Source organism: Mesorhizobium sp. M0001 (genome assembly GCF_040324255.1).
GTDB lineage: Bacteria > Pseudomonadota > Alphaproteobacteria > Rhizobiales > Rhizobiaceae > Mesorhizobium.
In genome coordinates, this window is record NZ_JAMYVS010000001.1 from 56,911 (window position 1) to 83,398 (window position 26,488).

The 26,488-nt window shown below is 61.5% G+C and carries 24 protein-coding genes; 5 read left to right on the forward strand and 19 right to left on the reverse strand.

Going from position 1 to position 26,488, the window contains the following annotated elements; translation table 11 throughout:
- Position 1 precedes the first annotated feature (1 nt).
- From NKK50_RS00285 to NKK50_RS00345, 13 genes are all read right to left on the reverse strand, one after another.
- Positions 2-418: a c-type cytochrome gene (locus NKK50_RS00285; protein WP_023712217.1), complete on the reverse strand. Its 417-nt coding sequence runs from the start codon at positions 416-418 to the stop codon at positions 2-4.
- Positions 399-1,277: a cytochrome c oxidase assembly protein gene (locus NKK50_RS00290; protein ID WP_352497972.1), complete on the reverse strand. Its 879-nt coding sequence runs from the start codon at positions 1,275-1,277 to the stop codon at positions 399-401. The genes NKK50_RS00285 and NKK50_RS00290 overlap by 20 nt, the downstream gene beginning before the upstream one ends.
- Positions 1,274-1,615 carry a hypothetical protein gene (locus NKK50_RS00295; protein ID WP_023681115.1) on the reverse strand — a complete coding sequence of 114 codons (342 nt, stop codon included), beginning with the start codon at positions 1,613-1,615 and terminating at the stop codon, positions 1,274-1,276. The genes NKK50_RS00290 and NKK50_RS00295 overlap by 4 nt, the downstream gene beginning before the upstream one ends.
- Positions 1,615-2,220: a cytochrome c oxidase subunit 3 gene (locus tag NKK50_RS00300; RefSeq protein WP_023681116.1), complete on the reverse strand. Its 606-nt coding sequence runs from the start codon at positions 2,218-2,220 to the stop codon at positions 1,615-1,617. Before NKK50_RS00300 ends, NKK50_RS00295 begins: the two co-directional genes overlap by 1 nt.
- Positions 2,217-4,193 carry a cytochrome c oxidase subunit I gene (gene ctaD / locus NKK50_RS00305; RefSeq protein WP_352497971.1) on the reverse strand — a complete coding sequence of 659 codons (1,977 nt, stop codon included), beginning with the start codon at positions 4,191-4,193 and terminating at the stop codon, positions 2,217-2,219. Before ctaD ends, NKK50_RS00300 begins: the two co-directional genes overlap by 4 nt.
- On the reverse strand, positions 4,190-5,203 hold the full coding sequence (gene coxB / locus NKK50_RS00310) for a cytochrome c oxidase subunit II (protein WP_352497970.1): 1,014 nt from the start codon (positions 5,201-5,203) through the stop codon (positions 4,190-4,192). The genes ctaD and coxB overlap by 4 nt, the downstream gene beginning before the upstream one ends.
- Positions 5,200-5,733 (reverse strand): c-type cytochrome, encoded by a 534-nt coding sequence (locus tag NKK50_RS00315; protein ID WP_023681119.1) that lies wholly within the window; start codon positions 5,731-5,733, stop codon positions 5,200-5,202. The genes coxB and NKK50_RS00315 overlap by 4 nt, the downstream gene beginning before the upstream one ends.
- Positions 5,730-6,599: a substrate-binding domain-containing protein gene (locus NKK50_RS00320; RefSeq protein WP_502896525.1), complete on the reverse strand. Its 870-nt coding sequence runs from the start codon at positions 6,597-6,599 to the stop codon at positions 5,730-5,732. The genes NKK50_RS00315 and NKK50_RS00320 overlap by 4 nt, the downstream gene beginning before the upstream one ends.
- Positions 6,580-8,457, reverse strand: coding sequence for a methanol/ethanol family PQQ-dependent dehydrogenase (locus tag NKK50_RS00325; RefSeq protein ID WP_023681121.1), 1,878 nt, complete (start codon positions 8,455-8,457; stop codon positions 6,580-6,582). Before NKK50_RS00325 ends, NKK50_RS00320 begins: the two co-directional genes overlap by 20 nt.
- Positions 8,454-9,158 carry a heme-binding protein gene (locus NKK50_RS00330; protein ID WP_023687812.1) on the reverse strand — a complete coding sequence of 235 codons (705 nt, stop codon included), beginning with the start codon at positions 9,156-9,158 and terminating at the stop codon, positions 8,454-8,456. The genes NKK50_RS00325 and NKK50_RS00330 overlap by 4 nt, the downstream gene beginning before the upstream one ends.
- 351 nt (positions 9,159-9,509) lie before the next feature.
- Positions 9,510-10,559, reverse strand: a complete 1,050-nt coding sequence (locus NKK50_RS00335) for a chemotaxis protein CheB (RefSeq protein ID WP_023681123.1) — start codon at positions 10,557-10,559, stop codon at positions 9,510-9,512.
- Positions 10,560-10,700: 141 nt separating this feature from the next.
- Positions 10,701-11,669, reverse strand: coding sequence for a manganese catalase family protein (locus NKK50_RS00340; protein ID WP_023691426.1), 969 nt, complete (start codon positions 11,667-11,669; stop codon positions 10,701-10,703).
- 369 nt (positions 11,670-12,038) lie between these two features.
- The gene (locus NKK50_RS00345; RefSeq protein ID WP_352543001.1) at positions 12,039-15,191 is read right to left on the reverse strand and encodes a GAF domain-containing protein; all 3,153 of its coding nucleotides are present in this window, start codon (positions 15,189-15,191) and stop codon (positions 12,039-12,041) included.
- A 220-nt stretch (positions 15,192-15,411) separates the two neighbouring features.
- On the opposite strand from NKK50_RS00345, the gene NKK50_RS00350 reads away from it, so the two are divergent.
- The 4 genes from NKK50_RS00350 (at position 15,412) to NKK50_RS00365 (ending at position 18,038) form a co-directional block, all read left to right on the forward strand.
- Positions 15,412-15,666, forward strand: a complete 255-nt coding sequence (locus NKK50_RS00350) for a hypothetical protein (RefSeq protein WP_023714654.1) — start codon at positions 15,412-15,414, stop codon at positions 15,664-15,666.
- Between the two features lie 128 nt (positions 15,667-15,794).
- Entirely contained in the window at positions 15,795-16,853 is a 1,059-nt protein-coding gene (locus tag NKK50_RS00355) for an alpha/beta fold hydrolase (RefSeq protein WP_023714653.1), read from the forward strand.
- Positions 16,854-16,872: 19 nt separating this feature from the next.
- The gene (locus NKK50_RS00360) at positions 16,873-17,403 is read left to right on the forward strand and encodes a DUF1003 domain-containing protein (RefSeq protein WP_023681128.1); all 531 of its coding nucleotides are present in this window, start codon (positions 16,873-16,875) and stop codon (positions 17,401-17,403) included.
- A gap of 242 nt (positions 17,404-17,645) precedes the next feature.
- The gene (locus tag NKK50_RS00365) at positions 17,646-18,038 is read left to right on the forward strand and encodes a response regulator (protein ID WP_023714651.1); all 393 of its coding nucleotides are present in this window, start codon (positions 17,646-17,648) and stop codon (positions 18,036-18,038) included.
- A gap of 185 nt (positions 18,039-18,223) precedes the next feature.
- On the opposite strand, the gene NKK50_RS00370 is transcribed toward NKK50_RS00365, so the two are convergent.
- The 3 genes from NKK50_RS00370 to NKK50_RS00380 all read right to left on the reverse strand — a co-directional run bounded on the left by NKK50_RS00370 (position 18,224) and on the right by NKK50_RS00380 (position 19,783).
- Positions 18,224-18,400 carry a hypothetical protein gene (locus tag NKK50_RS00370; protein WP_023687819.1) on the reverse strand — a complete coding sequence of 59 codons (177 nt, stop codon included), beginning with the start codon at positions 18,398-18,400 and terminating at the stop codon, positions 18,224-18,226.
- Positions 18,401-18,591: 191 nt separating this feature from the next.
- The gene (locus NKK50_RS00375; RefSeq protein ID WP_023668023.1) at positions 18,592-18,828 is read right to left on the reverse strand and encodes a DUF6894 family protein; all 237 of its coding nucleotides are present in this window, start codon (positions 18,826-18,828) and stop codon (positions 18,592-18,594) included.
- A 19-nt stretch (positions 18,829-18,847) separates the two neighbouring features.
- Positions 18,848-19,783, reverse strand: coding sequence for a Crp/Fnr family transcriptional regulator (locus NKK50_RS00380; protein WP_245260109.1), 936 nt, complete (start codon positions 19,781-19,783; stop codon positions 18,848-18,850).
- A 212-nt stretch (positions 19,784-19,995) separates the two neighbouring features.
- On the opposite strand from NKK50_RS00380, the gene NKK50_RS00385 reads away from it, so the two are divergent.
- Positions 19,996-23,325, forward strand: coding sequence for a DEAD/DEAH box helicase (locus tag NKK50_RS00385; RefSeq protein WP_352543002.1), 3,330 nt, complete (start codon positions 19,996-19,998; stop codon positions 23,323-23,325).
- Between the two features lie 70 nt (positions 23,326-23,395).
- Here NKK50_RS00385 and cyoD read toward each other — a convergent pair whose 3' ends face one another.
- From cyoD to cyoB, 3 genes are read right to left on the reverse strand one after another with little or no spacing between them, the layout of a single operon-like run.
- Positions 23,396-23,806 (reverse strand): cytochrome o ubiquinol oxidase subunit IV, encoded by a 411-nt coding sequence (cyoD, locus tag NKK50_RS00390; protein ID WP_023668026.1) that lies wholly within the window; start codon positions 23,804-23,806, stop codon positions 23,396-23,398.
- Positions 23,803-24,489 (reverse strand): cytochrome (ubi)quinol oxidase subunit III, encoded by a 687-nt coding sequence (locus NKK50_RS00395; RefSeq protein WP_023668027.1) that lies wholly within the window; start codon positions 24,487-24,489, stop codon positions 23,803-23,805. Before NKK50_RS00395 ends, cyoD begins: the two co-directional genes overlap by 4 nt.
- The gene (cyoB, locus tag NKK50_RS00400; RefSeq protein ID WP_352514042.1) at positions 24,486-26,486 is read right to left on the reverse strand and encodes a cytochrome o ubiquinol oxidase subunit I; all 2,001 of its coding nucleotides are present in this window, start codon (positions 26,484-26,486) and stop codon (positions 24,486-24,488) included. Before cyoB ends, NKK50_RS00395 begins: the two co-directional genes overlap by 4 nt.
- Positions 26,487-26,488 lie beyond the last annotated feature (2 nt).

Genomic DNA, 26,488 nt, shown 5'->3' on the forward strand with positions numbered 1-26,488 from the left:
ATTACCTCAACGCATAGAGATAAGCGGCGATGTCCCGCGCCTGTTGTTCGGTGATCCTCGTAGACGGCATGGCCGTGTGCGGATTGACTTCTCTCGCCGAGCGTATCCAGCGGATCATGTTCTCCGGATTGTTTGCCAGCAGTCCACCGATAAAGACCCTGTCGGCAAGGCCACCGTCCAGGCGGGGTCCGACCTGGCCTTGCGCACCCGGCACGCCGGGTATCGTATGGCAGCCGGAGCAGCCATTCGCCGTCATGATTGGAATGGCGCGAGCGCCTACGCCCCCGGTCGCCGCATCCGACTCGTGCCGGACACGGTCGCGCCGGTCGGACCACAAAGTCGCCGCTGCGACAGCCGCGGTCAGCAGCAGGATTGCGGCAAGGGCGCCCCCGATCAGCCTACCCAGGTCTGAGCGCATGTGTTGCCTCCCTGGTTGCGCTGCTGCTTATCCAGAGGCCGGCGAGCAGCAGGGCGGCGCCGCCATAGATCAAGCCGGCCGGAACCCACATTACCAATCCGGCGAGCTGCTGGTCCTCGATCGCGGTCATTCCCCACAATGCCGCGCCGGCGCCATTCTCCGGATACCAGAGTTTGGGCGACATCAGCAGCAGGACACCGAGCAGGCCGGTATGAAGCGAGGTGAAGAAAAGATGCATGACGGAGTTGCCAGAGGTCTGCTGTCGACCGGGGCGCGGTAGGAGCGCCCACCAGAACAGCAAGGCTGTGCCGAGGAAGCTCGCATGCTGGGCATAATGAAGAAAGCCCTGCTGGAGCGCTGCCTGGAACAACGCCGGAATGTGCCAGATCCAGATGGCGACGCCGTGAATGATCGTCGCGTTGAGGGGGCGGATCACCAGGGCCCAAACCGATTGCAGCGTCTTTGCGCGCGTGAGCTTGCCCGTTCCGCGGCGAAGTGAGGCCGGCAAGGACCAGAGCAGGACCGCCCCTGGGCAAGCGGCGACAAGGAGGGGCGCCGCGACCGCCATCAGCAGTTCATGCTCGATCATATGGGCGGCAAACACCCGCTCGCCGAGCGCATGGATGGGGCTGACCAGTGCTGCCGTCAGCACGCCCCAACCGGCGGCGAACAACAACGCCTGCCGCATCCGCTCGGGACGGCCTCGGCTGCTGCGGCGCCACAACCGAGTCGCTCCGATGGCATAAAGGAAGGCAATGGCGGCCAGCGGAAACGTGATGGGAAATGCGAGCGTCCATCCGGCCTCGGGCGCGCCGGTGCCGTAGCAGATCGAGGTCGAGAAGAACGCGTCGAAGCTCATCGCAGGCACTCGTCGAGAATGAGAGCTGCGCTGCCTTGCATGATGATGACGAGGGCAAACAGCAATGCCGCAAGCATGCCGAGATCGGCGACGAACTGCTCGGTGCTGCGCGTGCGCTCAGGCTTGAAGGCGGCGCCGCCCTGCCGCTTCGCCCGCCATGACAAGGCACCGCCGAGCAGCGAAAGCACGGCGAGCACCAGTGCCACGGGAAGCACCACCGGCACCTGGCGGTTGCACTGCCATGGTACGAGTGCGTAGTTCAGCTGCGTCGAGATTGCCCAAGCCATCGGCCCCGACAGAAGACCACCCCAGGACGTTCCCATTTTCAACGCACGCATCAGCCTAGCCTCGGCATCCAGTAGATGAGCAGATAGATCGGGATCCAGGTCAGCACCACGAAATCCCAATAGAAGACATTGTCGCCGACATCGCCGAAGCGCCGGCCGCTATAGCCATGGCGTGTGAACATCAGCACCGTCAAAACGATGGTGTCGCCGACATCGGTGATCAGGTGTGTGGTATGCAGCCCGAGCAGCACCCAGAGCATCGAACCATAGGCGTTCGTGTCCCAGTAGATGTTCAGCGCCGGGAATTCGAACCAGCGCACGACAAGCGGGGCCAGACCGAGCAGCGACATCACCACCAGCCCGATCCGCACCGGCACGATCGCGCATTGCTTGGCATGGCCGTGGAGGATGTGATTCGGCACCACGCTGATGATGAACAGGATGGTGACGATCGTTCCGGGCCAATGGTTGGGGTGCGGGGCGCTTAGACGCCAGTTGGGCCACAAAGTGGCGAGATAGAGATAAGCGCCGGCGGCCAACGCAAAGCCCATGCCTTCCAGCGCCATGAAGCCGAGCGTTCCCCACCAGGTCGGGCTGCGCGGACCATGTCCAAAGGTTGGGAGGTCCGAAAGATCCAAGCTGGGACGCTCACTCATCCCTCATCCTCCGGGTCGTCCTTGGGCCAGAACCAGCCGATCAAGGTGATGGCGATGGGCGCGGCGCCCCAGACGATCGCCCAGGGCGTGAAGATCGAATAGACAAACGTACCGCCGACAGCGATTGCTGCCAGCAGCGGCCAGATCGACGGTGTCGCCGATTTCTCGCGAATGTCGGGGTGGGCTTCCGCCACGGTTGAGATCAACAGCTCACGGACATCGACGCGGAGTCCGGTCGCCACAGGCAGCGCCTCCCGTTCGGCCCAGAGCGGCTCGACGTGTGTGACAATCGGTATCCGCGCGAAATTATAGCTTGGCGGCGGCGAAGACGTCGCCCATTCGAGCGTACCGGCATCCCAGGGATTGTTTCCGGCCAGCGCGCCCTTCAACGTGCCGTGTACAAGATTGAAAGTGAACAGTACGAAGCTGAGGAAAAAGAGCACCGCGCCGGCGCTGATGAACAGGTTGATGTTGCCCCAGCCAAGCTCGGCCGGATAGGTGTAGACCCTGCGTGGCATGCCCCAGAGCCCGACGAGATGCATTGGGAAAAAAGCCGCGTTGAAGCCGATGAAAGCCAGCCAGAAATGCCAGCGCCCGAGACGCTCGCTCATCATGCGGCCGCTGATCTTGGGGAACCAGAAGTAGGCCGCGCCCAGCAGCGGGAAGACCGAACCGCCGATCAGCACGTAATGGAAATGGGCGACGACGAAATAGGTGTCGTGCACCTGGAGGTCCAGCGGCACCGAAGCGAGCATGACGCCGGTGAGGCCGCCGATGACGAAGATGAAAAAGAAGCCGAACACGAACAGCAGCGGCGTGCGGATCACCGGCCTGCCGTCCCACAAGGTCGCCAGCCAGCAGAAGATCTGAACGCCATTGGGGATGGCGATCAGCATGCTCGACGCGGTGAAGAAGCTGGCGCCGAGCTTGGGTAGTCCCGTCGCGAACATGTGATGGACCCAGAGGCCGAACGAAAGGAAGCCGACGGCGATCAGCGACAGGACCAGCCCGAGATGCCCGAACACGGGACGCCGGGCGAAGACCGGGATGATCGCGGAGACCATGCCCGTCGCCGGCAGGAAGATGATGTAGACCTCGGGATGGCCAAAGAACCAGAACAGATGCTGGAAGAGCAGTGCGTCGCCGCCCTCGGCCGGGTTGAAGATATGTGTGCCAACCAGCCGGTCGAGGATCAGGAAGGTCGAGGTGATCATCACCGCGGGCATGGCGAAGACGACGACGAAGGAGGTAACCAGCATTGCCCAGACGTAGAGCGGAATCCTGTCCAGCGACATGCCGGGGGCTCGCTGCTTGAACACGGTGACGATGGTTGCCACCGCGACGGCCAGTGAGGATACTTCTGTATAAGTGATCATCTGGGCCCAGACGTCGGCCCGCTTGCCTGGCGCGAATTCGGGGCCTGACAGCGGCACATAAGCAAACCAGCCGACGTCGGGCGCCATGTTGAGCGCGAAAGACACCCAGGCGAATATGCCGCCCGAAACATAGATCCAGTAGCTGAACGCGTTCAGGCGGGGAAAGGCGATGTTGCGGCTGCCGACCATCAGCGGGACGAGATAGATGCCTGTCGCCTGCACGATGGGCACGGCGAACAGGAACATCATGGTCACACCATGCATCGTGAACAGCTGGTTGTAGAGGTCCGGGCCGATCAGACCGCGCTGCGGCCCTGAGAGCTGGATGCGCATGGCGACGGCGTTGAGCCCGCCCAGGCACAGAAACACGAAGGCGGTGATCAGATAGCGCCGTGCGACGACCTTGTGGTCGACGCTCGACAGCGCGCCGATGATGCCGGGGGGCGTTCGCCATGTCCGCGCCAGCCAGCGATCCAGGCTGGCATCGTCCATGCCGGTGTCGCGCGGTCCGTCATGCTCGGGTGCGACGTCGCCCGTGGTAGAGGTTTCACGCTCCGGCGGCAGGTCGCGTTCGCTTGTGAGGTCCGCGCTGCTCATTTAAGCGCCTCGAGGTAGGCGACCATGGCGTTGAGTTCGTCGCCGCTGAGCTCCACCACCGGCATGTGGGATCCGGGCTTGATGCCCTGCGGGTCGGCTATCCAGGCGGCGAGATTGCCGCGGGTCATCGTCAATGTCCCGGCGGCAAGGGTCTGCCGGCTGGCTATATGGGTGAGGTCGGGGGCGACCGTACCTCCGGCAGGCGTGCCGCCTATTCTGTGACACATCACGCAAGGGCGCTTCAGAAACAGATCCTGGCCGGCCTTGGCCTCGTCCCCTGTCGGAGTAGCGGCCGGCTGCAACTGGTCGTTCCACCAGGCGTCGAACTTCGCACGCGGCTCGGCGATGATGAAGGTGCCCATGTTTGCGTGCTGCGCCCCGCAGAACTCGGCGCATTGACCTCGGTAAACACCAGGCTTGTCTGCCTTGAGGTCGAGCACATTCATGTGGCCGGGAATGAGGTCGAGCTTGCCCGAAAGGCTCGGGATCCAGAAGGAATGGATGACGTCGGTCGAGGTCAGAAGAAGCCGCACCGGCTCCCCGGCGGGGATATGGATCTCGTTCGCCGTGGTCAGGATGCGGCTTGGCGTGGCATCCTCATAGCGCACCTCCCACCACCATTGATGGCCGGTGACCCGAATGGTCAGTGCGGCATCCGAGCCGATCGCGGCGAGCGTCCTGTTGGCGAAGAAGCTCAGCAAGGTCAGTCCGATCAGGACAATGGCGGTCAATCCGACGGCGGTCATCACCGCGCGCAGCTTCCGGTCGTCGGCGCCGGCCTCGATCGCGAGCGGCTCCGCCTGCGCGCGCGACCGCATCATCAAGGGCACGACGAGGGCGATCATCACCAGCACCCACACCACGGCGCAGAGCGCAGTGAAGAACCAGATCAGCCATGCCAGTTCGCTCGCCGCGGGACCTTTCGGGTCGAGGGCGGATTGCCAGCCCGCGCATCCCTGGAGCAACAGAGCCCCGGCGGTGGCGAACGCCATCGAGACGAGACGTTTCACGGCGACTTCCCCAGCGTGGCCGCGTCGGGCATGCGGTTTTCCGAAGGATGCGCCATCATGTCGTCATTGCGTTGCGGTGCGGCGGAAGACGGCGCGTTGCCGCTCAGCGAGCGCACGAAAGCCGCGAGCTCCCAGATCTGGTCGTCGGGAATCTTGTCGCGGAAGCTCGGCATGCCGTTTGGCCGACCGTCGCGGATCGTGGCATGGATGCTTTCGATCGAGCTGCCATAGAGCCACTTTTGGTCCATCAGGGCCGGCCCCATGCCGCCGCCGCCATTGGCGTGGCATCCCGAACAGTTGAACCAGCCGAAAAGCCGTTTCCCTTCGCTCATGTGGAAGGCGTTGGCCTCGAAGCTCGCCGCCTTGTTGTCGCTGGCGGGGGGCCGCTGTCCGCCGGGCTCCAGCGTGGTCACAGGCGTCGGCTGCTCGCCCGATCCGAGCGCCGATTGCGGGCGCGTGTCACGTTCCTCGCGCTGGCAGGCAGCGAGCGCCAGGACTGGAAACAGGAGCATGGCCACCGCGGCTCTCATCGCACCGGGCTCCCCGAGGGATCGAGGCGGGGCACGCCATACTGTGACAGCAAGGCATCTATCTCGCCCTTGTGCCTGGACAGGGCGCCATTGACATCGCCGCGCAGCGCATCGTCTTCGCGGCGGACGCCCATCGAGATGTCGTAGATCATCGGCAGTTGCGGTCCGTCGATGCGGGGCGCAACCGGCGTGATGCGGAGCGGCACCTTCTGCCTTGCGGCGAAGTAGCCGGCGAGGGGGCCCCAGACCACGGCAAGGTCGATCTCGCCACTCGCCACCGCTTCGACGATGCGCGCCGGCGGGTTGGGGGCGGAATAATCGCCATACACGGGATAGCCAACGAGGTGCCCGACGATACCGCGGCGGCCAAGCGCCTGGACCGGAGGCGAATTGGCGCCATCGTCACCGATGAGCTGAACACCGATCCGCATGTCGCGCAGCCGCGGATCATTGAACGATGTTACGTCGGGGCCGTCCCTGCGCGTGACGAAGACATAGGACGATCGGTAGTAGGGCGTGGTGGTGCGCAGCATTTCGAGGTTGCTCGGCGTGCCCGGCACGAGATCGCACAGGCGCGCCTTCAGCGTGTTGCGGATGAAGCCGCGACGCTGCGCCCACCAGGTATAGGTCAGCTTGGCGCCGAGATCGGACGCAACGATTTCGGCGATCCTGTTCTCGAAGCCCTGACCGGCCGCGTTGGAGAACGGCATGTTGTTCGGATCGGCGCAGACCCTCAACTCACGTGCGTCGGCTGTGGCCGTCAAGAACACGAAGGCGATGGCGGCCATGCCGATCGCCAGTCGTTGACACCCCTTTCGCGCCGGACCTACGGTCAAGTACAATTCATCAAGGCAGCCGGAACACATAAAGCGTGCCTCCCGAGGTTGTCGCGTTCTTCAGATCCTTCATGGCATTGACGAAACCGAGCGCGGCGGTGGCGTCACGCGGGTCAAGATCGCCCGATACAATGGCGCCGGCCCAGCCGCCGACGCCTGAGAGGATGGCGACATATTGGTGCCCGTCGGGACCGCGATAGGTGATGGGCTGGCCGATGATCCCGGACGAGGTCTTGAACTGCCAAAGCAGGTCTCCGGTCTTGGCGCTAACCGCCTTGAACCAGCCTTCCATCGTGCCATAGAAGACAACGTCGCCGGCGGTCACTACCGCGCCGCTCCACACCGGGAAATTCTCCTTGAGGCTCCAGGCCGGTTTCTCCGCGGCGATGTCCCAGGCGGTGAAGGCGCCGCGATTACCGCCAGGCCCTGGTATCATGCGGACGTTCATGCCCACATAGGGCGTGCCGGCGATGTAGTTCACCTCGACGCCTTCTTCATCCATGCACAGATTGTTGTGCGGGATGTAGAGCAGGCCGGTCTTCGGCGAGAACGCGGAAGGCTGCCAGTCCTTGAGGCCAGACGCCGTCGGACAGATATCGCGAACGACCTTGCCGGTGCCGGTCTTCTTGTCCGGATTTACGATCAGCCGACCGGTTTTCAGGTCCACACCTTTGCTGGAGTTTACGGGACCAAAGGGTTTTGCCGACAGCACCTCGCCGGTTGTCCGGTCGAGGATGTAGAGATAGCCGTTGCGCTCCGGCCGGATCAGCACCTTGCGCGGCTTGCCCTGCCAGGTCATGTCGAGCAGGATCTGCTCGTTGATGCCGTCATAGTCGTGGAGGTCGTGCGGGCTCCACTGATAGAACCATTTCGCCGCGCCGGTGTCTGGATCGCGCGCGAAAATGCCAGACGTCCACTTGTTGTCGCCCGGCCGCAAATCCGGATTCCATGGTCCGGGATTGCCGGTGCCGTGGAAGATCAGGTTCAGATCGGGATCATAGGAAATCCAGCCCCACATGTTGCCGCCGCCGATCTTCCAGGCTTCCGGCGGCCACGTCGTGACGCCAAGATCCTTGCCTTTGTCCATGTCGTAGTGCGGCTTGAAGTCCGATCCGATCAGCACGTCCTTGTCCGGCCCGGTGCTATAGGCGATCCAGACGACATGACCGTCGCCGGCGTCGAGCGCCTTTACCCAGCCGCGAACGCCCATCTCGCCGCCGGAATTGCCGACCAGCACTTTGCCCTTCACCACAAGCGGCGCCATGGTGATGGTCTCGCCGATGTTGATGTTGCCGACATGAGTGTTCCAGATCGGCTTGCCCGTGTTCGCATCAAGGGCAATCGTGTGGCCGTCCAGCGTATTGAAAAAGATGCGCCCGTCGGCGAATGCCACCCCTCGGTTGACGACGTCGCAGCAGGCCACCCCCTGTGCCGCCGGCTCGGGATTGGGTTCGTACTTCCACTTCATCGGGGCGCCGGGCTTGGAGAGATCGAGCGCATAGACGAAGTTGGGAAAGGGCGTCACGATATACATGGTGTTGCCGACGACCAGCGGCGCTGCTTCCTGGCCCTTGTTCACGCCTGTCGAGAACGTGAACGCGACCTGCAGGTTCTTGACGTTGCCTTCGTTGATCTCGGAGAGTTCGCTGAAGCGCGTCGACGCGTAGTTCTTGGCCGGCATCGTCCATTGGCCGTCATCGGGTGGCGAGGCTGCGGCTGGTGGTACGATCGCTGGTGTTTTAGGTGGCTCGGACGCAGCGCCCAAAAGCGGCAGGCAGGCGAGCAGCGTCACCAGAAGGATAGCGCCAAAGGAATTCCCGGCTGCCAATTTGCGGGTATGTCGTTCTACGTCAACGCGCGTTAATGCCAACTGCGGCATAGCTTTCATTTATTGATCGAGCCTCCCACGCCGGCGCCGAGTTCGGCCGCGATGTCGGCCTCCGTTCCGGCACAAAGCGGATGGCCCCAGCCCGAAGCGCTTTTGCCGCCGGGGTCCAGATCGTAGACAATGGCATCCTTGCGATTTGGATTGACGCCTGCCGGGACCTTGTCGAAGCCGAGCGCCGCGCGGATACGCCAGGCCACATTGTGATCGGCGCATGAGGAATCGCCTGAAACGCCGAGGCCGCCGACAATGCTCTTGCCGTCGTAGAGGGCAAGCCCGCCGCCAAACACCACGACGCCTCCGATCGGCTTGCCGACGAGCGGGTCGCCGCCGCTTCCGAACGTTTTGGGATCGCCCGTATAGGCCGCGGCCTGGTTGACGGGATTGGTCTCCTGCAGGCCAAATAGCGGTCCCCCGGGCTGCACCCCCGCATAGAGATTGGCCGTCGAGAGGGCCATCTGAGCCAGGCTGAGACCGTTGGCCGTGTTGGCCTTCTCCGCTGCTATGAGCCGACTTCCCGGCCATTGCGAGTCGGGGGTGGGGCCGCTGAACGCAATCGCGCAGACAGTGCCGTCACGGGCAACGATGGCTGCCCATTCGTTGGTTTCAAAGCCGCCATTGGCTGGTCCGCCGCTTGCCTTCACGTTGGCTTTGAGGGCTGCAAGCAGCTTGTCGTGGTCGGCCGGACAGGGTTCCTGCGCCATGGCCTCGTGCCCGTGGAACAGGCCACCCATCAGCAACAGCAGGCCAAAAAGAGGTACGAAAAGCTGATAGCGATACATTGTCCTGGCATTCGTTCACATAACAAGGACCACCCCGGCAGACCGCAGAATGCGAGGATACGTCCAATGCGTCAGTGCCTAACTCGCGTAATGCTTCTATGTTCCTGCTTTGCATAAAATTCATGCGGTTGGATTTGGGTGCAGGTGTTCAATCAAAGCATGGGACCTGGACATCCGTGGCCACATGCCAAGCAATGAGGCAACGCGGCTGATCCGGGAAAACCGCGATCGGGACAGCGCAGACGTACCCGCCTGACAAACCCTGTTGCCTTGTCACGGCGTTCGACGATGGATGATCTCTTCAATAAGTTTCGCGTCGGCTTCGTATTCCGCGGCCCGCGCAGCCATTTGGCTGGCCAGGCTGTGTCTTTCCCGCGCGGCTTCGCGTTTTGCCGTACGTTTCGCCAACTCAGCCCGCTGCTGGTGCGCTCTTAGAAGGCTCCAAAGAGCCTGTTCCGCATCGTCAGCCTGGGCCTGCATCAAAACGTCTGCCCCGAACGCATGTCCGGTGTGGCAGCGGTAACGGGTAATCGGCCCGTCTTCTATCTCCCATAGGGGGCCATGACATTCGGGGCAGACAAATGTCGAGGGGGCGCCAAGCTGGCCTTCGGTCAGTTCCATTGTGCTGTGCTCCTGAGCTGCAATCGCTGCCTCAAGGCGGATGCCGGACGGGATTTCTGGTGTCGGTCCTGCGATTTCGGAAGCAAGCCTGTGCAACAGGCCAGCCATTTCGGACAGAGGGACGCAATGGTCGATTTCCACATTCTGCAAGGCGCTCAGCGGCATGTCGGGTACCGCAGCGTCGCCGGGGTCCTGGACTACGCTGACGCCTCCGCACATCTTGATTGCGTGCAGGCCGGCGGTGCCGTCGGAGAGGCTGCCTGTGAGCACGACGCCGATCACGCTGCCGCCAAAGCTGCAGGCCGCCGATCGAAACAGGGGGTCGATGGCGGGGCGCGCCAGGTTCTCGCGCGGCCCGCGCCGCAGCAGCATATGATCGTCATGCAACAGAAGGTGAGCTCCGGGCGGTGCAACGAAGATGTGCCCGTTTTTAACCTTCATGCCGTTGGAGGCATTTGCAACGGGCATGTTGGCAGCGCGACCGAGAATGTCGCCGAGGTAACTCGTGGGACCAACGTGCTGTACGACGAGGAGAGCCGCCGGGATGTCCGGCGAAAGATCGCGGACAAGTCTCTTCAGCGCGTCGACGCCGCCGGCCGATGCTCCGATTGTCACGATGCACCGGTTCTCGCAACCGTCGGGACGGACCTTATCCGGCTGGCCCGCACGCTCCGAATCTGATCGTGGTGCGGCGGTGGCCATGGTTGCTTCACCCACATTCAGCACAGATGTCGATGCGAGCGCTCCGGCCAGTCCGTTGCTGGTCGGATGCCCTGCCTTCGTCGGTGTTAGCTTCCGGCCGCATCGCGGAACATAGATGCCCGCAATGATGTCGGCTCTGTGCTAACGCCTACGTGCGCGTTTGACAGCAGCCTCTGCCACGGCCGGGGCCTCCTGAATGCTTGCCGCGCCGCCAAAATCGGCGTTCTTGGTACGGCCAGCTCCCGGGCCAGCCCCTAGATCAGCGCCTGTTGTCGGATCGGAAGCCGGATCGGAAAGCGTACGGTCGGCCATCCTGGCCACCACCTTCAGGTCTTTGGCCCCCAGCTTGACAGTTGCCAGGCCGTCTCCGCCGTCGACGGGCATCACCTCTTCAAGGTCATCGATCCGATCCCACTCTTCGCCGGAATTCCATGGGCCAGCGACATCGCCGTCGCCTTGAGAGGTGTTGACATACATGCTGGCGTACTTCTCTACGCCTGGGAGCTTGCCGGAAGGGAAATTGTTTTCGATCGCGTAGAGTGCTTTCTCAAACGACTTCTGGTGCGCGATCTCGCGGGTCATCAGGAAGCCGAGCGCGTCCTTGATTCCCGGGTCGTCGGTGATGTTGATGAGGCGTTCGTAAACGATCTTGGCGCGGGCTTCGGCGGCGATATTCGACCGCAAATCCACCGTAGGTTCACCGCGCGAGTCGACATAGGCCGCAGTCCAGGGAACGCCGGCTGAGTCGCACAGCGCGGGAGCGCCGCCGAACAGAATTGATTCCTTGGCTGTTGTGCCGCTGGCGCCGATCATCAGGTAAAGGTCGGCTTCCTTCATTTGGCCCTCGGCCAGCTGTGCCTTGAGCCCCTTGTTGAGCATGGTGACGATTGATCCCACCACTTCGAGATGGCTGAGTTCTTCGGTCGCAATATCGAGCAACATGTCGCGACGGCCAAGATCGTCCTCGCCAAGCCCTTGCGTGAAATAGCGCATGGCCGCTGCAAGCTCGCCATCGGCGCCGCCGAACTGTTCCATGATCATGCAGGCCAGGCGAGGATTCGGCTCCGAGACGCGAACGGTGTATTGCAGGCGCTTGTTGTGCATGAACATGGACATCTCTCCGGTTAGATCATCCGAACATCCCGGCAAGTTGATTGTTCCATCCGGCCATCGGCCAGCGAGCATTTTTACGGCAGCTTCAGTGTTGAGCATCGCAGGGAGCCAGAGGCCGCATATATTTCTCGCTGGGATTCTCCGACTGGTGACCGGCGGCAACGAGATTTCGATCGTGCTGCGCCATCACGGCAATGAGCAAGGCCGCGGATGGGCAAGAGGTAGACAAAATCTGGAGGGATACTGGCTCGGAAAAGTGAAGCCGGGCCACGTCAATATGATGTCGGTGTCCGGCCCGTTTCGCTGCACACCTAGCGGCAAACGCCGGGTTCGGTCACACGGCGAGCGTCGCGGGCTGTTGCCCGTTCACTTTCGATCCAGCACCTTCCGGACTTTCTCTGCCAATTCGTCGATCGTGTAGGGCTTGGTCAAAAGTTCGGTTCCGAAATCGAGCGTGCCGTTGTGGACAATCGCATTTCGTGTGTAGCCGGTGGTGTAGAGCACTTTTAGCGACGGGTGCATTGTCTTGACCTGATCCACCAACTCCCGGCCCGACATCTCCGGCATCACCACGTCGGTGAACAGAAGCGACGGCACTTGCCCGCTTTCGACGGCCACCAGCGCTTCGCGTGGACCTTGCATTTCCAGCACGGAGTAGCCCAGTTCCCGCAGCGCTTCCGCGGCCATCAGCCGGACGCGATCTTCATCCTCGACAACCATGATGATCTCGTCTGCACAGCCGGGGTGCTCGCCTGCCACGACGTCGATTTGGCTGTCGAGCACGCCATGGTGCGAGCGCGGCAAATATATTTTCAAGGTGGTTCCGATGCCCTGCTCGGAATAGATCTTCACACTGCCGCCGGACTGGCGAACAAACCCATAGACTTGGCTGAGTCCCAGCCCAGTGCCTTTGCCGACCCCCTTGGTGGTGAAGAACGGATCGAAGGCTCTTGCGACAACATCAGCAGTCATGCCCGTTCCTGTATCGGTGACCGCTATCATCACATACTGGCCGGAGGGGATCGCGTTCTCCCTGGCATAGCGATCGTCGACGTGGGCGTTTGATGTCTCGATCGTCAGCTTGCCGCCAGCAGGCATGGCATCCCTTGCGTTGACGCAAAGGTTGAGCAGCGCGCTTTCCAATTGCCCTGCGTCGGCCTCGACATGCCATAGGCCCGCAGCGAGCACGGTCTCGATCTGAATGGTCTCGCCAAGCGTCCGGTTCAGCAATTCGCTCATACCGGAGACGAGGCGATTTGGATTCAGCCGCTTCGGCGCCAGTGGTTGCTGGCGGGAAAAGGCGAGCAGTCGCCTGGTAAGTTCTGCGGCACGTTGTGCTCCATCGATCGCGCCGGTTACGAATTGGTGGACGTTGGTATCGCCGTTTCTGAGCTTGCGCTGCACAAGGTTCAGGCCGCCGATGATGACGGCCAGCATATTGTTGAAGTCGTGCGCGATGCCACCGGTGAGCTGTCCGACAGCTTCCACCTTCTGGGCTTGGCGCAGGTGCTCTTCTGCTCTGGCGCGTTCCGCTACTTCATCTTTGACACGCTGTTCGAGCGTGCCGTTGAGTGTCTGCAGCGCCTTGAACAGTCGGGAGTTGTCGATTGCCGTCGCGGCATGGCCCGCAAGCCCCAGCAAGGCCGCCTCTTGCTGTTCGGCGAAGACGCCGATTTCTGGATGGCCAAGGAAGAGGCCACCCAGCACCTCGCCCGAACGCGAGACGACCGGCACGGCGAGATAGGAACGCACCGGCAGATGGCCCTCCGGCATTCCCTTGCGGGGCCAGTTCTTGCCGTAGCGCGGATCGGTGAGGATATCGTCGGAACGCACCACGCTTGTTCCGCGGAAAGTGGGCTCGAACACCGCGGTGTTGCGCGGCATCGGAAAGTTTTCGAAAGCAGAACGAGGTGCCCCCGACAGGGCGTAGAGCACATAGCTGTCGCCCTTGTCGTCGATCACATTGTAGAAGAAAGCTCCGAATTGTGCGCCCGACAGCACCACGCCGGCATCGGTTACCGTCTGGACAATTCGCTCCACGTCAAGCTCGGCCGCCACGGCTGCCGCAGTGGCGTTCATCAACTGAAGCTGATGCTCCACCCGCTTTCGCGCGGTGACGTCGACCACGGTGCCGATGAAGCGGATCGCACGGCCGGACTGGAAAAGCGCTTCCCCCGTTGCGGCAATCCAGCGCTCCTTGCCATCCCGAAGGCCGATCGTCCGGTATTCGATGTCGTAGCGGGAGGGGGTGCCCGGCGCGAGCGACTGGCGTACGGCCTCGTCGGCCCGTGCGCGATCTTCCGGGTGGAGGCCCGCCAGGAAGGCGCTTTCATATGTCACCTCCGCGTCCGGCGGCAAACCAAAAAGGGCTTTGCACCGGTCGTCCCAACGCAGCACTCCGCTGATGGGATCGTAATCCCAGGTGCCAATAGCGGCCGCGTCGGTGGCAAGCCTCAGCCGCTCCTCGCTCGCCCGTGCCGCCTGTTCCGAGCGCACGCGCTCGATGTGAGCCCAGGACCGCTCCGTCACCTCGGTCAGCAAGGACAGTTCGCGTTGCGACCAGACGCGGCGCTGCTTGTCGTGGATGGCCATCAGGGCAGTCAGTCGGCCTTGTTTGACCAAAGGCATACAGATGGTTGCCGTTATCCCGATATCCTGAAAGGTCTTCGCTTCCTCGGGAGCAATTTCCTCAAGGTTGTTGTTGATGATAAGCGGCTTGTTGGCGCTGAGGTTGGTGACAGCCAGGCGACCGAAATCGGCAAGACTGTAATATCCCCTGATGCTGGGCGAGCCAGGTGCGCTCCAATCGCCGCGGATGGTGAAATGGTCTTGGTCCTGCTCCATGTCGGCATAGGCGCAAATCGAGACGCCAAGATGTTCGCCGAGGAGCCGAGTGGTGATCTGCATGACAGCATCGGCGTCGGCCGCGAGGGCTATCTCCCTGCCGAGGCGGTCGAGAAAAGCAAGGCGTTCGGCGTTCTCACGGAGGGCCAGTTCGGCGCGAAGGCGTTCTATCGCCGTACGCGTCCGGTCCGCCACTGCCGAAATGAGGGCTATTTCCTCCGTCGCCCAGCGTCTGGGCGCGGAGTGGTTCAGGTATAACAGCGCCACCAGCCCGCCGTGCTCGGTAACGGGCATGTTGATGACGGATTGGGCGCTGATGGCTTTGAGTGCCTCCGCATGGCCGCTGGTTCGCGGATCTGTCTCGGCGTTTTCAAAGACAACGGTTTCGCCTCGCTTCAAATCCTCGATATACGAGCCGTAGTTCCTGAAATTCAGCGTCCCAGCCAGGCTTTTGATGCCTGGCGCGTTCCAGTCCCTGTCAATGGTGATCGTTTCTTTCTCTAGATCGATCGTGCCGTATCCGGCTCGGCTGATGCCAAAATGGTTCCCCAGCAGTTCCGCGGCTGCGTAGGCCAGTTCTGCGGGATCCGTAATCTCGCGAATACGGTCGCCCAGCGCTGCCAAAAGCTCGAAGCGCTGCAGTTCAGATCGCGGATTGCTTGAAGTGGCCCCCATTTCGCCCCCGTTTTGCCCGGACTTAAATGCAGTCTGCGGCCAAGAGTTCCCCGCAGGACGGCAGTTTCTTTGGCGGGCCGGTCAGCCGAACACGCCGCACCGGTCATAGGTTAATGACAGCTTGGCGCGCTGTGGCGGATAAAGGGGAAACCAGCGGGCACTTGACGAGCTCCCGCTGGCTGGGTGCCCGAACCGCACTTCACTCGTTTGGAGACGTTTGATGCTTGACCGACCCATTCTTACGAATACGGACGCTCTCTATCCAGACGACCTGAAAACGCTTCGGTCGGTTTTCGACGCGCTGTGTCAGGAATTTGAGATTTCGTCGGACACTACCGCGGCAGAATCCATCGCGAGAGAGCTGGTCAGACTTTTCCAGACCGGGATGACGGAAGCGGCCATGCTGATCATTGCCGTGCGCGCACGTTGGCAGGGTGATTGGAAAATGGGAGGCAGCAGTGCTGCCCAGGCTTAACGGTCCCAACTCCATGGAGAAGGCCTACTTTAGCCGCTTGAGCCGGTTGTACAGCGTTGTCTTGTCTGGCGGAACAAGCTTTCGCCCCGAGAGTTGGGGTCGGCAGATAGTTTCCAACAGGCACGGGCATGGCGTTCGACAGAGATGGACCGAAACTCGCGACCGGGTTGCTCGCGGCCTCGTTGGCGGCGCTGGCGGCATACAACGCCATCCGCGCCAAACGTGCGATTGCCGGCCGGGCATGCGGACGTGTGATGGAGATCGATGGTGTGCGCCTGCATTTTATCGAAGCCGGAACCGGCATGCCGCTGCTTCTCCTGCATGGCAATGGATCCATGGCGGAGGATTTCAAGTCGAGCGGCATCTTCGATGAGGCGGCAAAGACCTATCGGGTGCTTGCATTTGATCGTCCCGGTTTTGGGCGAAGCTCACGGCCGCGCGGCCGGCGTTGGTCCGCTCGCGACCAAGCCGACCTTATACATGCCGCCGCCTGCGGGCTGGGTATAGAGAAATACCTCGTGCTTGGACATTCCTGGGGAGCTTGGATCGCCCTCGAATTGGCGCGCAGGCATTCTCCGTCGGTCGCCGGCATCGTGCTGGTCTCGGGCTACTACTATCCGCCACCGCGGCTGGATCTTGCACTGGCCGCACTCCCTGCATTGCCTGTGATCGGCACCGCGTTTCGTCACACCTTGCTGCCGCCGCTTGTAAGGCTTGCTTGGCATTGGGCAATGGAGAAGATCTTTAAACCCGCCGTCGTCGCCGGCGACTTCGCCGCACTCGCCAAAGATGTCGCCAGCCGCCCTTCCCAATTGCGGGCGGTTTCTCTGGAGACAGCATCGATGCTGGCCGCGTCCTTGTTGGGAAAGGCCAACTATAAGGACATTGCCGTGCCCACCGGCATCATGGCGGGATCCGGGGACCGGTTGTTCGACGCGCAACGCGATGCACGACGCTTGCACGCGGAAGTCGGTGGGTCTCTCCTTGAGGTGGTTCCGGGCGCCGGCCATATGGTTCATCAGAGCGCCCCGCAGGCAGTGGTCGGCATGGTGCACACTATTGCAGGAGGGCACGCCTTGTCCCAAGGGGGCCGTCGGCAGCGACCCAAGTCTCGTGCCGTCGAGTTCAAGGCAGATCCGGCCTCGTGGGAGCCACCGGCGATAAGCGACGCCGCTTGCACGGAATGATCTCCAAATGGGGCTTTCAATGAGCGACCAACGTCCAGCCGACATGCAGTCGGTGCTCCACCAGAACATACAGGCCCTGGTGGAGCACAGGCGACAGCAAGAGGAGCACCAAGGCGTTCAAGCGTGGGTCGCCGGCGCCGTTTCGCGCTTCGCGGGAAGCATGACTTTCGTCTATCTGCACCTTGCAATTCTTGTCGTCTGGGTCCTCGCGAACCTTGGCGCGATACCAGCCGTCCCAGCTTGGGACCCGACTTTCGTGATCCTAGCCATGGTCGCCTCGGTTGAGGCAATCTTCCTGTCTACTTTCGTGCTGATCAATCAGAACAGAATGGCCGCACACAGCGAGCGGCGAGCCGAACTGGATTTGCAGATCAGCCTTCTGAACGAACATGAAACCACGCGGCTGATCGAGATGGTGGCTGCCTTGACGGCGCGTCTGAATATCTCGACCCCGGCCGACAAAGAGCTGCCGGAACTCGCCGAGAATGTGGATCCCCAAAAGGTGATGACGCAGATCCAGCAAGCTTCTGGAGATCAGGAGAACGCTTGATCAAAGCGACCTCGTTGGCAACGGTTAAGCGTCGGCTACAACATGTAATTCAGCCTCATTGTCCAAGGCTGTCGAAGCAGCTAAGCCGGTGTCGGCCTTTTCCAGGGTGGCTTCCCGACGTCACAAGTCCGCCGCGCAATCGAGGCAGCGTAGAGCTTCGATACCAACAGGCTGCTGCGCGTCAGATGGAACCAAGTTGACGCCGAACTCGTATTAGCGGTGGCGGCTTGGGGAGATTCCGGATGAGCGAAGGTGCTGTTCTGATCGTCGAAGATGAGACAATGATCCTGCTCGACCTCGAGTCAGCTTTGGAGGAGGCCGGCTTCCAGGTCGTCGGCACTCGGAGTGCCGCCGAGGCGCTGGCGGCTTTCGACCCCGATCCGACCAAGTTCAAGGCCGTGCTCACGGACATCCGTCTGGGAGCAGGACAGTCGGGGTGGGAGGTCGCTCGGCACTTGCGAAGGTCCAACTCGACCATCCCGGTTGTCTATATCAGTGGCGACAGCGCGGTACACTGGGGAGCGGAAGGTGTGCCCAACAGCATAATGATCACCAAGCCCTTTTTTCTGCCGCAGATCGTAACTGCCGTTTCTCAACTTTTAAACGCGCAGCAAGGTGCAGAAACTCACCTCTAGGAATCGGACCGCGGCTCCACGAAACCACCGAACATTCTTTCTTCGGCCAATCGGCGCCGTCCGGCGTAAAGCGTTCGCGTCTGCTTGGGTCAAATGTCGGCGGCCTCAACCAGATGTCGACCTCAGCTCCTTTCCCTCGCCACCGGCTCGCATCCACTCGGAAGCCCTCCCGAAAGCAGGGGCGCTCATTGGTTGAGCTTTCGGTCGAGTTCATCAAGCAATGACCGATGCTCGCTGGGCATGTCCGCATCTGTCGGCAGATCCAGCAACTGGCGAAGCTGGCGACGATTGGCGTCCGATGAAATCCACTCCCGTATGAGGCGGGCTATGACCTTTTGTTGTGCCTTGCCGATTTCTTCCACGTTAGATTCCGGGCTTGTCCGTTGGACGAACTCGGCGGCTCTTTGATGGTTCCCTGTCCTGTACACAAATCGAGGCACAATCTATGGGTTAATGCATGTCGCTCAAAAGTGGCCTGGTTTTGAGACACGACATGCCAGTGGATGTTTGCAGTCCCAGTCCGCTCGCCTAACGCTGCGCGTAGAGTGCAAATTTATACGTTCGATTTTACCCGAAGCGAGAGGCTCAGCCGCAAAATCTTGGCGCCGTTTTCATCACGCACTTCGATAAACAATTGCTGCCCGTCGACGCTCTTCAGTGACTCTCTCGTGAGGTCGACAAGGCCCTCGAATCCCGCGCGGCGGACCTCTTCGAGGCCAGCGCATTCGACACCTATTTCGTCCTCGAAGATGAGATCGCCATCGCCGCTGTCGAAGAAAAATCGTGCCATCGGAGAGCTTCCGTCACTGCTAATCTGCGGGGTTCCTTTGGTGCAGGTAGGTCGTGTCGAAATCTCCTGCGTGAGTGAGGCCAGCCCAGTCCAGTGCGTGAACTTTTGATCCCGAGGTGGCAATGAGGCCTCTGCGTCGTAGTTCCTGGAGCATCCGGTTGACGTGGACCGTGGACAAACCCAGCGCATCGCCAAGGGCCGCCTGTGTAATGGGGATATCCGCCACGTGATCCTCAATGCGCCCCATGGAGCGCAAGCGAAAAATCAGTTCGCACAGGATGTGAGCCATGCGGGTGTATGCCTCGCGTCTTCCCACATTGATGACCCACTCCCTATAAATCGCGGCATCTATCAACGTCGACCGCCAAAAAGCGGTGGCGATGCGAGGGTGCTGGTCGCAAACGGCACGCAGGGTGTCATGCCGCATGAAACCTATTCGCGCCGGCGTAAGGGTCGAGAAGTTACAATCCATGACCGACAGATGCAGCCCATGCAGATCAGGAATGTCGCCGGCGACGAAGAATGATGTGATTTGTCGCTTTCCTTCGCCCGTATGTTTGGTGGAACCGACCAAGCCATCAAGAACGACAAACGAGTAAACAGGACGGTCGCCCTCACGCACCAGATCGTGGTTGGCCAAATATTCCTTCTCCTGGATCGGAATGCCTTTCAGAACGCCGATGTCGGCCTCTCGAAGATCCGAGATGGTCTGAAGCTTGCGAATGAGTACATCCGAGGATGAGGTGGGGAACAAATTGACTACCTGGCTGATGTTGGTGATCGAACTATTATCCGCGCCAAAAGTTCCGACTGGCATGGGGACATATGCGCGGCGGCAGAAGGCGCCGCCGTGCGGCATGGTCCCATGCCTGGAGCGTTTTGCCAGCGTCGAGCGTGGTTGAAGATCCCGGAATGATCGAAGCACCAGTTTTTTAGGACAGCCATAGGTGAGCAAGGCAGCAATGCATTAACCTATGACATAGGCTCGGCTAGAAATTTTCCCGCTGGGCAGCCAGCCCCAGGAGTTCGCCGATCACGGCGCAGCTTTGACCCTGTCGCTCCGCCCATTCAAGGGCTGCACCCGCAGCCCGTCCTGGAACTCTTTGATGCGCCGCCAGGAACGGGGTGGCTCCGCTGACGTTGTCTCAGTGGCAAGGTGAGATTTCAGTGAACAGGCATATTTCGCGGACGGATGTCGAACAAATCGATCACACGGATGACAGCGGGTTTGCGATAGAGCACGGCGGACCGCCATCCTCAGCAATCGCGGTAGCGCTGGCCCGTGGCCTGGAGACCAGTCGGGACAAGCACATCATCCATATAGCTCCCTCGGAACGCAGTGCCGAGGAGATCGCCGGCGCCTTGCGTCAGTTCCTGCCTGACGCGGATATAATCTTGCTGCCGTCCTGGGATTGCCTGCCTTACGACAGGGTGTGGCCCACACGCGCCAATATGGGGCGAAGGCTTCGTGCGTTGCGTGAGATCGCAACGAAGCCGGATCGCCCGCGCATCGCTGTAATGTCGCTCGAAGCCATTCTGCAGCGGGTGCCGCCTGCTCCGGTCATCGCTGGCGGTTTCACAATTCTGGAGGTGGGACAAAAGCTCGACCGTGACGATTTCAGAACCTGGTCCGAAGCCATTGGCTATGTCGTCGACGAGAGGGTCGACGAACCGGGTGAGATAGCCTTTCGGGGCGATCTCATCGATATTTTCCCTGCTGGCGCGGATGGCCCCGTTCGCGTCATCGTTGATCCCGATGCCTGCATCCGGCAGCTCAAGACCTACGACCCGCTCAGTCAGCTCAGCGATCAGGTTCGAGACTCGATTACGGTCGGACCGGCATCCGAGCTGATCTTTAAAGCTGGTGAGCATCCTGAGTTGACAGCGATGCGCACGACGTCGATGGAGGAGCGCCTGGTCGCATCGTATGGCGCTATGCCATCCGTCTTCGATGCGGCATCCAGCGCTTCGATCTCCTTCCTTGAAGGGACCGACGGGCAGCCGCTCGGCAGAATTCTGGATCTGGTCGAGGATGCACGTCGTGCCAGGCAGGAGGCAGCCGGAACGAAAAAACGTTTGCCGGGACGATTTTACCTATCCCGTGAAGAGTGGGACGCTGCTCTGCTTAACCGCTGCTGCGTGAGACTAGCCGTTTCTGCCGTGGGAGTTCCCAAATTCTTCCGCCAGGCCCGACCCGGGCATGATTTCGCGGAATTCATCAGAGGGCAGACGAGTGCCGGAGTCAGAGTAGTGTTCACCGGCGATGCCTCTGAACTGCAGCGAGCAGATCGCCTGCTCGATAGGAGACTAGGCCGGCGGGCAGAGGAAGCGGCCGACTTGCCGCAAATCCTTTCGGCCGCGAGGGGCTCTGTTCTCAAGGCTGAATTCGTCCTCGACGAAGGGTTTGTCGACGCGCAATCCAATATCGCCGTGGTGGCCGCATCCGACCTGTTTGGGCCCGCGTTAAAGGCGAGCGGGAGCGCGACCACGGGCATACTCGAACCCGAGTTGCGCATTGGCGATGTCGTCGTCCATGAAGACCATGGCCTGGGCGTGCTCGCCGCGGTCGAACAGGTCGAGTTGGCTGGCCAGCAACAGGATGTCGTCAGACTGGAATATCATGGCGGGGCTTCCTTGCTGGTTCCGGTCGACGACTTTGGACGAATATGGCGCTACGGCTCGGAACCGGAGGCAGTGTCGCTTGATCGCCTCAAAGGCGAGGGCTGGCCGAAGCGACGCGAAGCTGCGTTGCGCGAGATCGACAGGCTGGCCAAACGCCTCTTGAGTCTTGCCAAAATCAGGTCCAGCCAGCCTGCCGAGATCATAAAGCCCTCCCGCACGGACTTGGCCCGTTTTGCGGCGAGATTTCCCTATACGGAGACGCCCGACCAAGCGGCCGCCATCCGCGCTGTGCTCGATGATCTTTCGTCGGGAAGAACAATGAACCGGCTCGTCTGCGGCGATGTCGGCTTCGGCAAGACAGAGGTCGCCCTGCGTGCTTGCGCCGCCGCGGCTTTCTGCGGGAAACAGGTTGCTATCATAGCGCCGACAACGGTGTTGGCACGACAGCACTATGAGACGTTCAGCCGCCGCTTCGCAGGAACCGGCCTGCAGGTCGCCCACCTTTCTAGGATGGTCGGGGCAGCGGAGGCGAGAGCGGCAAAAGAGGGTCTGCGGAGCGGCCAGGTTGCGGTCGTTGTGGGTACTCAGGCCCTGGCGTCCAGGAGCGTCACCTTCGCCAATCTTGGACTGCTGGTGATCGACGAGGAGCACCGGTTCGGGGTCAAGTTGAAGCGGGCCCTGCGGACCATGACGCCTCGCCTCCATACGCTGAGCATGAGCGCCACACCGATACCCCGGACGCTGCAATCGGCGTTGTCGGGCATCCAGGACGTCAGCGTTCTAAGCTCTCCGCCCGCCAAACGACGTCCCGTTCGCACGATCTTGGCAGCGTTCGATCCAGCATCGGTGCGCGCGGCCCTCCTGCGTGAATTTCACCGGGGTGGACAGAGCTTCTTCGTGGTCCCGCGGATCGAGGATATTGCCCCGGCCTGTGACCAGCTGAACAGACTGGTGCCGGAACTCGGGGTCAAGACGGCGCATGGTGAAATGAAGGGGAGACAGCTGGACGAAGTCATGGTCGGATTCGCCGACGGTGATGGCGACATTTTGTTGAGCACCGACATCATCGAGAGCGGCCTCGATGTGCCGCGGGCCAACACCATCATCGTTTGGCGCCCCGACCGGTTCGGTCTGGCGCAGTTGCACCAGTTGCGGGGCCGGGTCGGAAGGGGGGCGGTGCAGGCCGTTGCGTTTCTTCTGACCCAGCCTGGCGTTGAACTGGCCGACGGCACCAGGGCCCGGCTTTCGACGATGCTTGCGCTCGATCGGCTCGGCTCCGGCCTGGCAATCAGTCAAAGAGACCTCGACCTGCGTGGCGCCGGAGATCTTTTCGGCGAAGACCAGGCCGGGCATATGAAGCTGATCGGAGTGGGCTTGTACGAGCACTTGCTGGAGCGGGCGGTCTCGGCGGCTGGCGGAGGGGCCAACTTCAGCAAGCAACTTGCCGAGATCAATGGCTCGGGAAAGGGGGCTTTTCCCGAGAGCTATGTCGACGAGCCTACGGTGCGCGTTGGCCTCTATGCGCGGCTCTCCCGCATCCGTTCGGAGCCGGACCTCGATACATTCAGCGAAGAGCTCGAGGACCGCTTTGGAGACATGCCTGGCGAAGTAGCCCTTTTGCTGGAATTTACCAGGTTGCGAATAGCAGCGTCGGAATTGGGCGTCGGCAAAGTCGATGTCGGTCCCGAGGCCATCGCGATCACCCCTCGGAACAAGCCGTCGGCGTCCCAATGGCGGAACAGCAAGGCGTTGGGCCTGGACTACCGGAACGGCCGCCTGATTTTCAGGCCTATCCAGCCCAGCGTCTCAGGCATCGATGCGGTTCGCTTAGCGCTTGATGCCCTACGCGCAGCCCAGCCAAAGCACGAGATCTGACGAGCCTTTTGTCTCCTGGGGCCATCCGTGCGAATGGCGCTGCGGGCGGCCGTGCGTTCGCGGGGAGCGTTCAAGGCATGGTTCCGGCTTGATGGGGTGTCATGGCAGCCATGTTTTCATTCAGATGGGCCATGATCCAGATAGAGCCCAGAACCACCAGCGCGACGATCAGCACGCCGAAGGCCAGCGCCAGGATGTTGTTGGTGTTGTCCGGCCCGGTGGTCAGGTGCAGAAAGAAGACAAGATGCACGCCCATCTGCGCAACGGCGAGCACCACCAGGGCCGAGATGACCGCGGGCTGGTAAATCAGGTCGGTTCGCGCCGCCAGGAATGACGCGATCGTGAGCAGGATAGCCAGGCCGAAGCCGAGCACATAGCCCGAGAGGCCCCCAGCCGTTTCGTGCTCGCTTATGTGTTCCTCGCCCGGCGCTGAATCGCGGCGGTCCTGCAACTCGCCGGTCTTGCTCTCGAACTCGGTCATGACGATGCTCCCAGCAGATAGACCAGGGTGAAGATGGCAACCCAGATGATGTCGAGGGCGTGCCAGAAGAGCCCGAAGCAGTGGAGCCGCCGCAAGATGTCGGGCCGAAAGCCCTTGACCCACAGCTGCGCCATCATCGTTCCCAGCCAGAGCAGGCCGAGACCGACGTGGGCACCGTGGCAGCCAACGAGCGCAAAGAAGGCAGAAAGAAATGCGCTGCGCGAGGGGCCTGCCTGCTCGCCGATCATTGCCGCGAACTCCTGTAGTTCCAGGAACAGGAACGCTGCCCCGAGCAACCCCGTGACGAGAAGCCAGAACTGCGTGGCAGCCATTGATCTGCGACGGGTGGCGAGTGTTGCCACGCCGCCGGTGAAGCTCGAAGTGAGCAGAAGGCCCGTCTGGACCGCAACCCGTGTCGGTTCGAACAGATCCTTGCCTGTCGGTCCGCCGGCGGTTGCCTTGGCGAGCACGGCGTAGGTGGCGAAAAATGCCGAGAACATGATGATGTCGGACAGGAGAAAGATCCAGAAGCCGTAGGTCACCGTGACGAACTTTGAGGCCGGGCCGCCTTCTCCGTGGCCCGTCGCAGAGCGCACCGCATGCCGACCGGTGTGATTAAGCCGATACGGGTCCCGTGCCTGGGTGCCGGCGCTGATGTCGCCGGAGAATGCGTGATCGCTCATGCCGGGCGCTCCCACCCGCGCAGCCAGGCAAACTGGGCTGCCTTGTGGTCATGATCGATGCGGGCGACCTCGTCGACAGGGATCTCGTAGTCTCCATGATCGCGCCAGGCGAATACGACGAAGGTTGCGTAGGCGCCGATGAAGCCGACGATCGCCAGCCACCATATATGCCAGATCAGCGCGAAGCCGATCAGTGTGCTGAAGAAGGCGGTGACGAAGCCAGTCGGGCTGTTGCGAGGCATCTCGATCGGCTCATATGCCTTTTCCTCGTCCGAGCTCTGTTCGATCCCTCGTTGCTTGATGCTCCAGTAGGGCTCTTCGTCTTCCACGTGAGGCAGCCGTGCATAATTGAAGACAGGAGGAGGAGAAGATGTCGACCACTCCAGCGAACGCCCGTCCCACGGGTCGCCGGTTTCGTCGCGAAACTTGTCGCGATGCCGGACCGAAACGAAAAGCTGTGTGATCTGCAGCGCCGCGCCGGCGATCATCACCACCACGCCGAAAGCGGCCACCACCAGCCACGGTGCCCAAAGGTCCATATCGATATGTTGCAGGCGCCGCGTCATGCCGAGCAGACCGACAATATAGAGCGGTACGAAGACCAGCATGTAGCCGGCCAAGGTGACCCAAAATGCCGCCTTTCCCCAGCCTTCGTGCAAACGGAAGCCGAACGCCTTGGGGAACCAGTAGGTGAAGCCGGCGAATGCTCCAAACAACACGCCGGAGATGATGACGTTATGGAAATGCGCGACGAGGAAAAGGGAATTGTGTAGCACGAAGTCGGCCGGCGGGACGGCAAGCAGGACGCCAGTCATGCCGCCGACGGTGAAGGTGGTCACGAAAGCCAGTGCCCAAAGCATCGGCGTGTCGAAACGAACGCGCCCGCCATACATGGTGAAGAGCCAGTTGTAGATTTTCACACCGGTTCCCACGGCAATGACCGACGTGGCGATGCCGAAGGCGGCATTAACGTCCGCTCCGGCACCCATGGTGAAGAAGTGATGCAGCCAGACCATGAACGAGACGATGCAGATGAACATCGTGGCCGCGACCATCGAACGGTATCCGAACAGCGGCTTCGATGAAAAAGTCGAGAAAATCTCGGAAAAGATTCCGAAGGCGGGAAGCACCAGGATGTATACTTCGGGATGGCCCCACGCCCAGATCAGGTTGACGAACATCATCTGATTTCCACCGGCTTCGTTGGTGAAGAAGTGGAAGCCGAGATACCGGTCCAGCGTCAGCATTGCGAGCGTGGCGGTAAGGATCGGGAAGGCTGCGACAATGAGCAGGTTGGACGCGAGCGAGGTCCAGCAGAACATCGGCATTCGCAGATAGCCCATTCCCGGCGCCCGCATCTTGAGGATAGTCGTCACCAGGTTGACACCGGTGAGCAGCGTGCCGACGCCGGAGATCTGGATCGCCCACAGATAATAATCGACACCGACGCCCGGCGAGTAGGTGGTTTCCGACAAAGGGGCATAGGGCAGCCAGCCGGTGCGCGCGAACTCGCCGATCACAAGCGAGATGTTGACCAGCAGGGCTCCGGAAGCCGTCAGCCAGAAACTGACGCAATTGAGCGTCGGAAAAGCGACATCGCGTACGCCAAGCTGCAGCGGCACGACGAAATTCATCAGGCCGATCATGAACGGCATCGCGGCGAAGAAGATCATGATCGTGCCGTGCGCGGAAAAGATCTGGTCGTAATGCTCCGGCGGGAGGTAGCCCGGCCCGTGAATCGCCAGCACCTGTTGTGTGCGCATCATGATAGCATCGATAAAACCACGAAGAAGCATGAGCATCGCCAGCACAATGTACATCACGCCGATGCGCTTGTGGTCGACCGAGCTTATCCACTCGCTCCACAGATATGGCCAGTACCCCTTCACCGTTATCCAGCCAAGCACGGCGGCTGCTGCCAGAAAGACGCCAAGGGCTGCGCCGAGGGGGATGGGTTGATCGAAAGGAACGGCCGACCAGTCGAGCTTGCCCAGCATCG